Source organism: Burkholderia sp. WAC0059 (assembly GCF_002870125.1).
Lineage (GTDB): Bacteria > Pseudomonadota > Gammaproteobacteria > Burkholderiales > Burkholderiaceae > Paraburkholderia.
Genome location: NZ_PNEO01000012.1, coordinates 130,442 through 143,030 on the forward strand (window position 1 = coordinate 130,442; position 12,589 = coordinate 143,030).

The following is a 12,589-nucleotide window of genomic DNA, read 5'->3' on the forward strand; positions in this document are numbered from 1 at the left end:
GCGCGCCGGCCTTCTTCACGGCCCCTCGTCCATCCTCGAAAGGAGCACCCGCGAATGTCCCGACCCGCCCCCGTCGGCCCGGCCCGTCCAGACGTCCCGGCGTACCGCATCGCCGACGATGCCGACGCGCTTTCGGTCGCCCGTTCGCTCGCCGAAGCATGGGCCGAGTCGGCCGCAGACCGCGACCGGGAGCGACGGCTGCCGCAGGAGGAAACGGCCGCCTGCGCGCACCGCGGCCTCACGGCCGTCACCGTGCCCCGGGCCTACGGAGGCGCAGAGGTCTCGCTCCTCACGCTGGTCGAGGTCCTGCGCCTCGTTTCAGCCGCGGACCCTTCGATCGGCGAGATTCTGCGGGCCCATTTCGACGTAATCGGCAACCTGCGCGCGACCGGATCGGCGGAGCAGCAACGCGTCTTCTTCGAGCGCGCGCTTGCGGGACAGCGCTTCGCCCGGACAACGCCGGAGCATGAAACGCGGCAGCCCGCGCGCGATTCCTGCGCGACGCTGTCCAGGGAACGGGACGGCTGGCGGCTGCGGGGCGCGCAATCCCATTGCACGGGCGCCCTTCTCTCCGACTGGCTCCTCGTCGAGGCCCTCGGCGACGACGACGCGCCCGCACGCGTTCTCGTTCCGCGCGACGCGCCCGGGCTCGCCATCCGCCACGACGAAGCCGGCCTGGGGCTGCGCACGACGGCCAGCGGAACGCTCGCCTTCGAACGCGTGCCCGTCGCCGCCGACCAGATACTGCCGCCGCATCCGCCATCCACCAACGCCCGCGCGAGCACGCAGCTCATGCAGGCCGCCATCGACGCGGGCATCGCCGAAGCCGCGCTGCGCGACACGATCCGGTTCGTCAACGAGCATGCGCGTCCGTGGATCGACAGCGCGAAGGAGCGGGCCGGCGACGACCCCTACGTGATGGCCGCAGTCGGCAACCTGTCCATCCGCTCGGCCGCGGCGAATGCCCTGCTCAGGCGCGCGGCCCGCCTGCTCGACGAGGCCGGCGGCGAGCCCGTCGCGGAGAAGACGGAGCAAGCGGAAAAATCGGCCGCAGTCCTCTCCATCGCCGTGGCGGAAGCCCGGGTCCTCGCCGCGCAGATCGCGCTGGACGCGTCCGGGAAACTCTTCGAGCTGTCCGGCACCGGCGCCACGCTGGACGCATTCGACTTCGACCGCCATTGGCGCAACGCGCAAGCCCATATCCTTCGCGATCCGGTCCGCCGGCAGTACGCGCTGATCGGCCGCGCCTGGCTGCACGACGTCGAACCCGACTCGTCGCACCTTCGCATGAGCCCGCACGCATGAGCCCACTCGACGCCACCCGCCCCGACACCGTGCGACGCGAGCGGGAAGCCATTCCGGCACACCGCATTCGCAGCGATGCGGAAGCCCTTTCCATCGCGGCCGAACTCGTTCCCCGCCTCGCCGCCGGCGCGTCGGACCGGGATGCCGCGCGCCGGCTGCCGTACGACGAAATGGCCGAACTGGGCCGCAGCGGCCTGCTGGGCATCACGATTCCGCGGGAATACGGCGGCGCCGACGTCGGCGCCGGCACGCTCGCGGAAGTCGCGGCGCGGCTCAGCGAGGCGGACTCGTCGATCGGCCAGATCCCGCAAAACCACTTCTATTCGATCGAGGCGTTCCGCCTCATCGGCACGCCGTCGCAAAAGAGCTTCTTCTTCGGCGAGATTCTGGCTGGCCGCCGCTTCGGCGCCGCCATCGCGGAACGGGGCACGCGCACCTCGGCGGCGGCGGACCGCAAAACCCGTCTGAGCCGCAACGGGCAGACGCTGCAACTCGACGGAGAGAAGGCCTATTGCACCGGCGCGCTGATGTCGGACTGGATCTCGGTGTTCGCGAGAGACGACGACGGCCGCCAGCACATGGCCTACGTCCGGCGCGATTCGCCGGGACTGACGTTGCGCGACGACTGGTCGGGCATGGGACAGCGCACCACGGCGAGCGGCACGGCCGTGTTCGACGCCGTTCCGGTGCAGCCCGGACACATCCTGCCGTTCCAGAACGTATTCGACCAGCCGACAAGACTGGGCCCCTACTCGCAGCTCTATCACACCGCCATCCAGCTCGGCATCGCGCGGGCCGCGCTGCGCGACCTTCGGCGGTTCGTCCGGGAACGGCAGCCGTCCGGAACGGACGGCACCGCGCCGCGCGCGGACGAGACCCTGCTGCTCCACGACGCGGGCGCGCTGCAGGTGGACCTGCACGCGGCCGAGGCGTTGCTCGCGATCGCCGCCGACAGCGTCGAGGCCATCCGCGAGACCGCTTCGCCCGACGCGCTGGCCCGCGCGTCCATCGCCGTAGCGCAGGCCAAGGTGCTGACGACCGAGCTCGCGCTCAAGGCCGGCGGCAAGCTGCTCGAACTGACCGGCGCCGAGGCCGCGCTCGCGAAGCACAACCTCGACCGCCACTGGCGCAACGCCCGCACCCACACGCTGCACGACCCCGTTCGCTGGAAGTTCGCGACCCTCGGAAACTACTGCCTCAATGGTGTTCTGCCGCCCCGCCGGGGCTACATCTGACCATGCCGAATTCAGGATTCATGCTGCTCAACGCGTTCGAAATGACCTGCCCGGGGCACATCTGCCACGGCCTGTGGACGCATCCGCGCGACGAAACCCATCGCTACGGCGACCTCGCCTACTGGGAGGATCTCGCGCAAACGCTGGAGCGGGGCCGGTTCGACGGGATCTTCTTCGCGGACGGGCTCGGCATCTACGACGTCTATCAGGGCGGCTACGACGCCGTGCTGCGGGAAGGCATCCAGGTGCCGCGAAACGACCCCCTGCTCGTGGTACCGGGCATGGCCCGCGTGACGCGGCACCTCGGCTTCGGCATCACGTCGAGCGTCACCTACGAGCCGCCGTACCTGTTCGCCCGGCGCATGTCCACGCTCGATCAACTGACGGCCGGCCGGGTCGGCTGGAACGTGGTGACGGGCTACCTCGACAGCGCCGCGCGCGCGGTGGGGCTCGACAGCCAGCCCGGGCACGACGACCGCTACGAACGCGCCGACGACTACATGGACGCCGTCTACAAACTCTGGGAAGCGAGCTGGGAGGACGACGCCGTCGTCTTCGACCGCGCGCGCCGCGTCTACACGGACCCGGCGAAAGTGCACCGCATCCGTCACGACGGGCCTTACTACCGGATCGACGGCCCGCACCTGTGCGCCCCGACGCCGCAACGCACGCCGGTCATCTATCAGGCCGGCGCCTCGGACCGCGGCCGCCGGTTCGCCGCCCGGCACGCCGAGTGCATTTTCGTGATGGGCCCCAGCCGCGCCGTGATCGGCGCCGTCGTGCGCGACCTGCGGCACGCCATCGCGCAGGCGGGACGCGATCCCCGCTCGGTCCGGATTCTCGCCGGCATCAACCTCGTCACCGGCGCAACGAGCGAGCAGGCGCGCGAGAAGTTCGACGAATACTGCCGCTATGCCAGCCCGGAGGCCGGACTCGCGCATTTCTCGTCGACGGTCGGCATCGACTTCTCGAGCTGGGGCCTCGACGAACCCATCACGCACGTCCGCAACGACGCCGGACAATCGGCGCTGGAAGCCTTCACGCGCCGCAGCCCCGGCAAGGTCTGGACCGTGCGCAAGCTGCTCGACGCCATGAAGCTCGGCTCCCGCGTTCATACGTTCGTCGGCTCCGCCGTCGAGGTGGCGGACGAGCTGCAGGCCTGGATGACGGAAGCGGACGTGGACGGGTTCAACCTCGTCCGCACCGTGTCGCCCGAGAGCTTCCGCGACTTCGTGGACCTCGTCGTGCCGATCCTCCAGGAGCGGAAGCTGCTGAAGACGGACTATGCGCAGGGAACGCTGCGCGAGAAGCTGTTCGACAAGGCGCCCACGCTGCCCGCCGACCATTACGGCAGCCGGTTCCGGACGAATGGACAGCGCTGACGACGTCGGCGGAACCGGCCTGGCCGCACGAGCCAGGTTCAGCCGCCGATCCGCGCCCCCTGCCCCGTGCGCGCCAGCTCGCCTTGCAGCGCCGCGAGATACCGGCCCTGCAGAAACCGGCATTCTCCCCTGAGCATTCCGTACACGACGAAGTCGGTCCGGTCGCTTGCACCCTCCCGCAACACGCCTTCGCGGACGAAGCCCAGATGCCCGATGAGCCGATGGGCGGCCTCGTTGTCGGCGCGCACGAGCCCCGTCACGCGATGGCACCCCAGCACCTGGAACGGATAGACGAACGCCGCGCCGACGAAGGCCGGCACCATCAGATGGCCCGAGCCGGCGAGCGCGAAATGCATCATCACGTTCGGCCCGTTATGCCCCTGATAGACGACCCCGGCCACGATGCGATCGTCCCGTTCGAGTCCGATGGCCGTATAGCCGTCGTAGCCAGGCTCGCCGGTCAGCCGCGCGACGAACTGCATGACCGCCTCGCCGCGGTCGAACGCGACGCGGCTCATCGCGCGCGCCCGGCTGCGGCGCAGCGAGCCCGGCGTGCGGCCCCCTCGGCAGAAAACCGATCGGCAAACAAAGCCGGTAGCGTGTTCATGAGCAACATGTCCCCATCCGTCAGATAACCGCGCCACGCAATCCGGAGCGTCGGCAAGGCTTGCCCCGGCCGCCGCTTCGCCGCAAGCCGCCCCGGCATCGGGAGTGCGCGGGAGAGGCGCCGCGAACGCAGCCGCAGCATACCCTGGCCGCGCCCGTCGGGGCGGCGGCGCGCGGCACCCGGCCGGCTTCGCGGCACGGCAACCGGCATCCCCGATAATGGCGCATCTTCACCAACGGAACCCCGCATGAACGCCACGCCCCGCTCCCGCTCCACCGCCCTCGCCCCGTCCCGCGCGCCGGGCCGCCTGCTCGCCCTCGCCGCATGCGCCGCCGCGCTGATGAGCCCGTTCGCCGCGGCCCGCGCCGAGCAGATCGGCAGCGTCAACACCAACTTCCATCTGACAGGCTCGGACCGCGTCGTGATCGAGGCCTACGACGACCCGCAGGTCGCCGGCGTGACCTGCTACGTCTCGCGCGCCCGCACCGGCGGCATCAAGGGCACGCTCGGCCTTGCCGAAGATCCGACCGAGGCCTCGATCGCCTGCCGCCAGGTCGGCCCGATCCATTTCGCGGGGCCGCTCAGGCAGCAGTCGGACGTCTTCGACGCGCACATGTCGCTCCTCTTCAAGACGCTGCACGTCGTGCGCGTGGTGGACGCCAAACGCAACACGCTCGTCTACCTCACCTACAGCGACCGCATCGCGACCGGCAGCGCCAAAAACAGCGTGAGCGCCGTGCCGATGCCGGCCGGCACGGTCATCCCCCTCCAGTAGGCCGGCCCGGCTCGCGCCGGCCCAGGCGTCGGCGCCGGTCCCTGCGCCGGCGTCGCTCAAGTTTCCGCAAGTTTCGCCGTTAAGCCCGTCAGGGCCTGCTTTGGTGTCTGTCTCCCGCTTCCTCGCGGGCAAACGTGCACCGGGGCGGTGCTGCCGCGGCAACGCGGTGCGGCAACGACCAACCGGGGCAACCACATGGGGAATGTCACCCTCACACTCAAGGACGAAACGCTTGTCTCGCTACGCCGGGATTTCGATGCGTTCCTGCGCGTATCGCTCAAGCTCGACCCCCAGTTTGCGACGCCGTCGTTCGAGGACTTCCTGCGCGCGAAACTGCTCGACAACATGGTGCCGCTCACCGAGCACGCCGTGCAGCGCATGCTGCAGGGCGGTCAGTACGCCTGGGCCAAGCGCACGCTGGACAAGGAGTTTCCCGACGTCGTCGCCGTGCTGATGCAGCAGGCGGCCGGCTTCGGCTTCGGCTTCGCGGCGCGCTCCGAATGGACGCCCGACGAACTCACGAAACAGTGCCGCGACTGGGCCGAGGCGATCGTCGCCGGCTCGCAGGCCGACGCCTCGCTCGTCGATCCGCTCGCCGCGCAGATCAAGGCGACCGTGCAGGACATCCAGACGCTCGAGGAAGCCATGCAGACGCCCGCCTGGCGGCTGTCGGAATCGCTGCGCCAGCGCATCTACGAAGCGAAGATCGGTTGCGAGACGAGCGCGGGCAGCGCCGCGCGCGAGAAGCTCGGCGAGCTGCGCGGGCTGCTGCGGCTCGCCATCACGCACGGCTCGTTCCAGAAGCAGGAAGCGCAGCAGATCATGGAGTATCTGCGGCTCCTGAAACCGGAGATTTTCGTCGAAGAACCCGAGGACATCTTTTCGCGCTTCGCCGCCTGGCTGCGCGCCATTTTCTCGCCGCCCCGAAGCAATACGCCCCAGCAGCGCCAGTCGCGCTGACGGCTCGCCCGCGCGAACCGGTCGCGCCCGTCCGCTCCCGCCGACGCGACGGCGTCAATCCCACATCTTCCTGAGCCTCGCGCCGATTTCGATGCGCGCCTGCGCGGCCGCGGCGAGGCCCGCCGGCGTCGGCGCGGCCGCGACGGGTGCGGGCGGCCAGGCGCGCGCCTCGAAGAGTGGCAGGAGCGGCGCGGGAATGAAGCGCGTGCGCGAAGCCCAGACATGGCGGTCGCCCGCCGCCGCCTGGTTGTAGACGTAAAACCGCTGCGGCACGACGACGTGCAGGTCTTCCTTCGCCCGCGTCATCGCGACGTAGAGGAGCCGCCGCTCCTCCTCGATCTCCTCGCTGCTGCCGGTGCCGAGATCGGACGGAATGCAGCCGTCCACGCCGTTGAGCACGAACACGTTGCGCCACTCCTGGCCCTTGGCCGAGTGGATCGTCGAGAGGATCAGATAGTCCTCGTCGAGCAGCGGCGCGCCCGACTCGCCGCTCGTGGCGTCGGGCGGGTCGAGCGTCAGCTCGGTCAGGAAGCGCTCGCGCGACGCGTAGGTGGCGGCGATGCTCTCCATCTGCAGCAGGTCCGCGTGACGGACCGCCGCGTCTTCGTACTGGCGTTCGAGATGCGGCTCGTACCAGCGCCGCGCCAGCTCGAATCCGGCCGGCCAGGGCGCATTACCCGCACCGCCCATGCCGCCCGCGCCGATGCACTCCATCAGCTCGACGAACGCGGGCCAGTCGCCGGCCGCGCGCGGCGGCGGAGCGAACGCGGCGAGCGCCTGCGCGACGCGCCAGGCGCCCGTGCAGGCCGCGACCTGGTCGAGCAGCCGCGCGGCCGTGGCCGGCCCGACGCCCGGCAATAGCTGGACGACGCGAAAGCCCGCGACGCGGTCGAGCGGATTCTCGGCCCAGCGCAGCACGGCCAGCACGTCCTTCACGTGCGCGGCGTCGAGAAAGCGCAGGCCGCCGAACTTGACGAACGGGATATTGCGGCGGGCCAGCTCGATTTCGAGCGTCGCGCTGTGATGCGCCGCGCGAAACAGCACGGCCTGCTGGCGCAGCCGCGCGCCGGCCTCGCGCGCCTCGAGCACGCGCTCGACCACGTAGCGCGCCTGCTGCGCCTCATCGGCCACGGTGACGAGATACGGCCGCTGCGCCGACGGCTTCTCGCTCCAGAGGTCCTTCGCGAAGCGCTCGGCCGCGAGCCCGATCACCGCGTTCGAGGCGGCGAGAATCGGCTGCGTCGAGCGGTAGTTGCGCTCGAGCGTGACCCGGCGCGCGGGCGGATCGAACTGCGCGGGAAAGTCGAGGATGTTGCGCACGGTCGCGCCGCGAAACGAGTAGATCGCCTGGGCGTCGTCGCCCACCACCGTGAGGCCGCGGCCGTCGGGCTTGAGCGCGTGGAGAATCTGCGCCTGCAGGCGGTTCGTGTCCTGGTACTCGTCGACGAGCACGTGGTCGAAGCGGCCCGACAGATCGGCAGCCAGCGCCGGCTCGGCCGCCATCTGCGCCCAGTAGAGCAGCAGGTCGTCGTAGTCGAGCACCTGCTGGGCCTGCTTGGCCTCGACGTAGCCGCGAAAGAGCGCGCGCAGTTCGCTCTCCCACTGCGCGCACCAGTCGAACGCCTGCGCGAGCACCTCGCCGAGCGGCGCGCCCGTGTTGACGACGCGCGAATAGATCGCGAGGCAGGTCGCCCGCGTCGGGAAACGCCGCTCCTTCGCCGAGAAGCCGAGCTCGTGCCGCACGAGATTCATCAGGTCGGCCGCATCCTCGCGGTCGCTGATCGTGAAGCCGGGCGAAAGGCCGATCTGCGGCGCGTACTCGCGCAAGAGGCGCGCGCCGACGCCGTGGAACGTGCCGGCCCACGCGAGCCCGTGCGCGAGCGCCGCGGCCGCGCCGGGCACGCCGGCGGCGATGCGCGTCACGCGGCGCGTCATCTCCTGCGCCGCGCGACGCGAGAACGTGAGCAGCAGAATGCGGTGCGGATCGGCACCGTGCGCAACCAGATGCGCGACGCGATGCGCGAGCGTGCTGGTCTTGCCGGAGCCTGCGCCCGCGATCACGAGGAGCGGCCCCGGCAGCCCGCCCGCGCCCGCCTCGTCGCCGTGCTCGACGGCGGCGCGCTGCGCATCGTTGAGCGTCGCGAGATAGGCGGCCACGCCGGCCGCGACCCCGGCATGGTCGGGATCGTGAGGAGGGTCGGGCCGATCGGCCGCCGCATCGGCACGGGAGCCGGCGGAAAGGGAGGAATCGACAGCGGAAAGCACGGCGCTCCGGCGTTTCTCAGAAAAATGGCGATGCCTACTGTATATCCATACAACCCCGGCCGCAAGCGTCTGGCTTATGATGCGAACCCTGTTCACGTTCCGCCGGGGGACCTCCGCCATGCCCAATCTCGATTTCACGCTGACCGGCGAATACGTCGAGCTGCACAACCTGCTGAAGATCACGGGCCTCGCGGACAGCGGCGGCACGGCCAAGCAGATCGTCGCGGCCGGGGACGTAAAGGTGGACGGCGCCGTCGAACGACGCAAGACCTGCAAGATCCGCGCGGGCCAGGTGGTGCTGTTCGGCGACACGCGCATCGCCGTCCACGAGGCCGGCTGAAAACGCCCACGCCCGATCCGCACCACGCCGCGGATAGAAGACGGGCGAACGGACGGCGACGCCCGACGGAGAAGCTGTCAAAATAGCGCGCCGCGCGGCCGCCGCATCGAACCGCGCCCGTTCCGCCCGCGCCACGCGCCCTCATCCAACCGACGCCTTTCATGTTCGCGCCGCTCACCCGCCTGTTCCCGCTCTGGGCCGTTCTCGTCTCGCTGGCCGCCTACTTCGCGCCGCGCTCCGTCGCCTTCATCGCACCGCACGTCACCGCGCTGCTCATGATCATCATGCTCGCGATGGGCGTCACGCTCTCGGTCGCCGATTTCCGGCGCGTGTTCACGCGGCCCGCGCCCGTGCTCGCCGGCATCTTCCTGCACTACCTCGTGATGCCGCTCGCCGCCTGGCTCATCGCGAAACTGCTTGCCATGCCGCCCGACCTCACGGCCGGCATGGTGCTCGTGGGCAGCGTCGCGAGCGGCACCGCCTCGAACGTGATGATCTATCTCGCGCGCGGCGACGTCGCGCTGTCGGTCTCGATCAGCGCGCTTTCCACGCTCGTCGGCGTGTTCGCGACGCCGCTGCTCACGCGGCTTTACGTCGACGCCTCGATCGCCGTCGACGTGCGCGGCATGCTCGTGAGCATCCTCGAGATCGTCGGGCTGCCGGTCGCGATCGGCGTCGTCGTCAACCGGCTGGCCGCGCCGCTCGTCAGACGCGTCGAGCCCGTGCTGCCGCTCGTCTCGATGGTGTCGATCCTCGCCATCATCGCCGCCGTCGTGGGCGGCACGCACCGCAGCATCGCGACCGTGGGTCCCGTCGTCGCGCTCGGCGTCGTGCTCCACAACGGCTTCGGCCTGCTCGGCGGCTACTGGGGCGGACGTCTGCTCGGCTTCGACGAATCCGTGTGCCGTACGCTCGCCATCGAGGTCGGCATGCAGAACTCCGGGCTCGCGGCCACGCTCGGCAAGCTCTATTTCACGCCGCTCGCCGCGCTGCCGGGCGCGCTCTTCTCGGTCTGGCACAACCTCTCCGGCTCGCTGCTGGCCGGCTTCTGGGCGAGCCGCCCGGCGCGCGGCGGTGCACGTGCAGTCGTGGCCGCCGCGACGACGACGGCGACGACGGCGGGCCAGGCCGCTCGCGCCGACGATGCCGGCCCGATCAGCCCAGGCGGTCCACGCGGCCGAACCGGCACGCCCGACGCCGGCGACGCGACGCACGGCGGCTGAAACGCCGGTCGTCGGGGCGGCCCGAGACGTCGCTGCACGGGTTTTCACGCGAACGCGCCAACCGGGCTATTCTTGCTGCTGCCGCCGAATCCACGCGACGGCGCGGCGGCCGCTCGCCCTGACCGCGCGCCCATCGCAACCCAGCAGTCAACCGGAGCATCGACATGACCGAAGACGTAAGAATGGAGCGCGACACGTTCGGCGAAATCGCCGTGCCGGCCGCGCGGCTGTGGGGCGCCCAGACCCAGCGCTCGCTGCAGAACTTCCGCATCTCCACCGAGAAGCAGTCGCCCGAGATCGTCGACGCGCTCGCGCTCATCAAGCGCGCGGCGGCCGAGGTGAACCGCGGGCTCGGCGTGCTCGACGCGCAGAAGGCCGAGGCGATCATCGCCGCCGCCGACGAGATCGTCGCGGGCCAGCACGCGAGCGAATTCCCGCTCGCGGTCTGGCAGACGGGCTCCGGCACGCAGACCAACATGAACCTCAACGAGGTGATCGCGAACCGCGCGAGCGAGCTGCTCGGCGGCGAGCGCGGCGAAGCGCGCAAGATCCATCCGAACGACGACGTGAACCGCGGCCAGTCGTCGAACGACGTGTTCCCGACCGCGATGCACATCGCGGCCGCCGTCGGCATCGTCAAGCATCTGCTGCCCGCGCTGAAGACGCTGCGCGCGACGCTCGACGGCAAGGCGAAGGCGTTCGCCGGCATCGTCAAGATCGGCCGCACGCACCTGCAGGACGCCACGCCGCTCACGCTCGGCCAGGAGTTCTCGGGCTACGTCGCGCAGCTCGACCACGGCATCGCGCACGTCGAGTCGGCGCTACCGCATCTGTACCAGCTCGCCCAGGGCGGCACGGCCGTCGGCACGGGGCTCAACGCGCATCCGCAATTCGCGGACCAGGTGGCCGCGACGATCGGCCGGCTCACCGGCCTGCCGTTCGTCTCGGCGCCCAACAAGTTCGAGGTGATGGCCGCAGCCGATGCGCTCGTGTTCGCGCACGGCGCGCTGAAGACGGTCGCCGCGAGCCTGATGAAGATCGCCAACGACGTGCGCTGGCTCGCGAGCGGCCCGCGCTGCGGGCTCGGCGAGCTGTCGATCCCGGAAAACGAGCCGGGCAGCTCGATCATGCCGGGCAAGGTCAACCCGACGCAGTCCGAAGCGGTGACGATGCTCTGCTGCCAGGTGTTCGGCAACGACGTGGCGGTGAACGTCGGCGGCGCGAGCGGCAACTTCGAGCTGAACGTGTTCCGGCCGATGATCGCGCACAACGTGCTGCAGTCGATCCGGCTGCTCGCCGACGGCGCGCTGAGCTTCAACGACAACTGCGCCGTCGGCATCGAGCCGAACCATGCGCGCATCGAGACGCTGCTCAACGAATCGCTGATGCTCGTGACGGCGCTCAATCCGCACATCGGCTACGACAAGGCCGCGCAAATCGCGAAGAAGGCGCACAAGGAAGGCACGACGCTGAAGGCATCGGCGCTCGCGCTCGGCTACGTGAGCGAGGCGCAGTTCGACGAATGGGTGAAGCCCGCCGACATGGTGGGCAATCTGAAGGGCTGATTCAAGGCCTGGACGGCCGGGCAGCGGGGAACCGGGCAGGAGGAGAAGCCGAATCGACCGGCCGCCTCCCGCCGCACCCTGCCGGCGCGATCAGACCGCGCCCTTCGCGACCTCTTCCGGCTTGAGCTCGATGATCGCGTCGAGCGCTTCCCTCACGTCCATTGCGTATTTCGCGAGGCGTTTCTCCTCGTCGGTCTGCGGCACGAACGACGGCACCGGCACCGGGTTGCCGTTCTCGTCCACGGCGACGAACACGACGAGACAATCGGTGGTCTGACGAAGCTGGCCGCTCTTGGGGTCTCCCGCGTGCACCGAGATGTGGATGTGCATGCTCGTGCGGCCCGTCGCCACTACGCGCGCGCGCAGCTCGACCATGTTGCCCACCATGATCGGGCGGCGAAAGCGGATGTTGCCCACGCTCACCGTCACGCAATAGCGGCTCGACCACACGGCCGCGCATGCGTAGGCCGCTTCGTCGATCCACTTCATCAGTGCGCCGCCGTGCACCTTGCCGCCGAAATTGACCGAGGTCGGTTCGGCCAGAAAGCGGAAGGTCGTTTCGGCGCGATCCAACGGCTGGGATGGGGTGTTCATTCTGACTCCATGCGTTACGCCGCTCGCGCGGACCGGGATGAGATGGGTGGAGCCGATTATACGAGGCCATGACGACCCGCGCTGGCGGGCCGGAGCAGAGAGCCGGCGTCGCCGTGCTCAGCGGCTCACCACCACGCCCTGGTCGAGCGTGCCGTACATCGTAATGCCGCTCGCGCCGCTCGACGACGATGGGGCGCCGCCCTGCGCACAGGCCGCGCAGAGCAGCACGGCCGCCGCCAGTGCAAAGAACCGTTTCATGACTGCCTGATTGCGATGAAATCAACGACGAAATGAACGGCCCATTCTAGCGCAGCGGCCTGCCGCGCGCAGGGACTCGC

At 70.1% G+C, this 12,589-nt stretch carries 12 protein-coding genes; 8 read left to right on the top strand and 4 right to left on the bottom strand.

What is annotated here, in order from left to right; translation table 11 throughout:
• Nucleotides 1-54 precede the first annotated feature (54 nt).
• The 3 genes from CY652_RS14120 to CY652_RS14130 are packed head-to-tail and all read left to right on the top strand — an operon-like array spanning nt 55 to nt 3,922.
• Nucleotides 55-1,305, top strand: a complete 1,251-nt coding sequence (locus CY652_RS14120) for an SfnB family sulfur acquisition oxidoreductase (RefSeq protein WP_102131319.1) — start codon at nt 55-57, stop codon at nt 1,303-1,305.
• Entirely contained in the window at nt 1,302-2,540 is a 1,239-nt protein-coding gene (locus CY652_RS14125; RefSeq protein ID WP_102131320.1) for an SfnB family sulfur acquisition oxidoreductase, read from the top strand. The genes CY652_RS14120 and CY652_RS14125 overlap by 4 nt, the downstream gene beginning before the upstream one ends.
• A 2-nt stretch (nt 2,541-2,542) precedes the next feature.
• Nucleotides 2,543-3,922 (top strand): LLM class flavin-dependent oxidoreductase, encoded by a 1,380-nt coding sequence (locus CY652_RS14130; RefSeq protein WP_102131321.1) that lies wholly within the window; start codon nt 2,543-2,545, stop codon nt 3,920-3,922.
• A 38-nt stretch (nt 3,923-3,960) separates the two neighbouring features.
• On the opposite strand, the gene CY652_RS14135 is transcribed toward CY652_RS14130, so the two are convergent.
• Complete coding sequence (locus CY652_RS14135) at nt 3,961-4,440, bottom strand: GNAT family N-acetyltransferase (RefSeq protein ID WP_102131322.1); 480 nt, start codon at nt 4,438-4,440, stop codon at nt 3,961-3,963.
• 429 nt (nt 4,441-4,869) lie between these two features.
• Here CY652_RS14135 and CY652_RS14140 point away from each other — a divergent pair, with 429 nt between their 5' ends.
• Nucleotides 4,870-5,304 (top strand): CreA family protein, encoded by a 435-nt coding sequence (locus CY652_RS14140; RefSeq protein ID WP_258002319.1) that lies wholly within the window; start codon nt 4,870-4,872, stop codon nt 5,302-5,304.
• 195 nt (nt 5,305-5,499) lie between these two features.
• Nucleotides 5,500-6,264: a DUF4088 family protein gene (locus CY652_RS14145; protein ID WP_102131400.1), complete on the top strand. Its 765-nt coding sequence runs from the start codon at nt 5,500-5,502 to the stop codon at nt 6,262-6,264.
• 54 nt (nt 6,265-6,318) lie between these two features.
• On the opposite strand, the gene CY652_RS14150 is transcribed toward CY652_RS14145, so the two are convergent.
• Nucleotides 6,319-8,421 (bottom strand): ATP-dependent helicase, encoded by a 2,103-nt coding sequence (locus tag CY652_RS14150; RefSeq protein WP_102131324.1) that lies wholly within the window; start codon nt 8,419-8,421, stop codon nt 6,319-6,321.
• Between the two features lie 226 nt (nt 8,422-8,647).
• Between CY652_RS14150 and CY652_RS14155 the strand changes: the two genes are divergently transcribed.
• The 3 genes from CY652_RS14155 (at nt 8,648) to fumC (ending at nt 11,657) form a co-directional block, all read left to right on the top strand.
• On the top strand, nt 8,648-8,869 hold the full coding sequence (locus tag CY652_RS14155) for an RNA-binding S4 domain-containing protein (RefSeq protein ID WP_102131325.1): 222 nt from the start codon (nt 8,648-8,650) through the stop codon (nt 8,867-8,869).
• 161 nt (nt 8,870-9,030) lie between these two features.
• Complete coding sequence (gene panS / locus CY652_RS14160) at nt 9,031-10,092, top strand: ketopantoate/pantoate/pantothenate transporter PanS (RefSeq protein WP_102131326.1); 1,062 nt, start codon at nt 9,031-9,033, stop codon at nt 10,090-10,092.
• Between the two features lie 164 nt (nt 10,093-10,256).
• Nucleotides 10,257-11,657 (top strand): class II fumarate hydratase, encoded by a 1,401-nt coding sequence (gene fumC, locus CY652_RS14165; RefSeq protein ID WP_102131327.1) that lies wholly within the window; start codon nt 10,257-10,259, stop codon nt 11,655-11,657.
• A 90-nt stretch (nt 11,658-11,747) separates the two neighbouring features.
• Here the strand turns inward: fumC and CY652_RS14170 are convergent, their stop codons facing one another.
• Together CY652_RS14170 and CY652_RS24495 are read right to left on the bottom strand one after the other, a co-directional pair.
• A complete protein-coding gene (locus CY652_RS14170) occupies nt 11,748-12,251 on the bottom strand; it encodes an acyl-CoA thioesterase (RefSeq protein ID WP_102131328.1) in 504 nt (167 codons plus the stop codon).
• Between the two features lie 117 nt (nt 12,252-12,368).
• Entirely contained in the window at nt 12,369-12,509 is a 141-nt protein-coding gene (locus CY652_RS24495; RefSeq protein ID WP_180970600.1) for a hypothetical protein, read from the bottom strand.
• Between the last annotated feature and the right edge of the window lie 80 nt (nt 12,510-12,589).

Excerpts from the sequence above, each read along its gene's own strand:
- CY652_RS14170 (WP_102131328.1), bottom strand. The coding sequence starts at position 12,251 with ATGAACACCCCATCCCAGCCGTTGGATCGCGCCGAAACGACCTTCCGC.
- panS (WP_102131326.1), top strand. The coding sequence starts at position 9,031 with ATGTTCGCGCCGCTCACCCGCCTGTTCCCGCTCTGGGCCGTTCTCGTC.
- CY652_RS14140 (WP_258002319.1), top strand. The coding sequence starts at position 4,870 with ATGAGCCCGTTCGCCGCGGCCCGCGCCGAGCAGATCGGCAGCGTCAAC.
- CY652_RS14130 (WP_102131321.1), top strand. The coding sequence starts at position 2,543 with ATGCCGAATTCAGGATTCATGCTGCTCAACGCGTTCGAAATGACCTGC.
- CY652_RS24495 (WP_180970600.1), bottom strand. The coding sequence starts at position 12,509 with ATGAAACGGTTCTTTGCACTGGCGGCGGCCGTGCTGCTCTGCGCGGCC.
- CY652_RS14125 (WP_102131320.1), top strand. The coding sequence starts at position 1,302 with ATGAGCCCACTCGACGCCACCCGCCCCGACACCGTGCGACGCGAGCGG.
- CY652_RS14135 (WP_102131322.1), bottom strand. The coding sequence starts at position 4,440 with ATGAGCCGCGTCGCGTTCGACCGCGGCGAGGCGGTCATGCAGTTCGTC.
- CY652_RS14145 (WP_102131400.1), top strand. The coding sequence starts at position 5,500 with ATGGGGAATGTCACCCTCACACTCAAGGACGAAACGCTTGTCTCGCTA.
- CY652_RS14120 (WP_102131319.1), top strand. The coding sequence starts at position 55 with ATGTCCCGACCCGCCCCCGTCGGCCCGGCCCGTCCAGACGTCCCGGCG.
- fumC (WP_102131327.1), top strand. The coding sequence starts at position 10,257 with ATGACCGAAGACGTAAGAATGGAGCGCGACACGTTCGGCGAAATCGCC.
- CY652_RS14155 (WP_102131325.1), top strand. The coding sequence starts at position 8,648 with ATGCCCAATCTCGATTTCACGCTGACCGGCGAATACGTCGAGCTGCAC.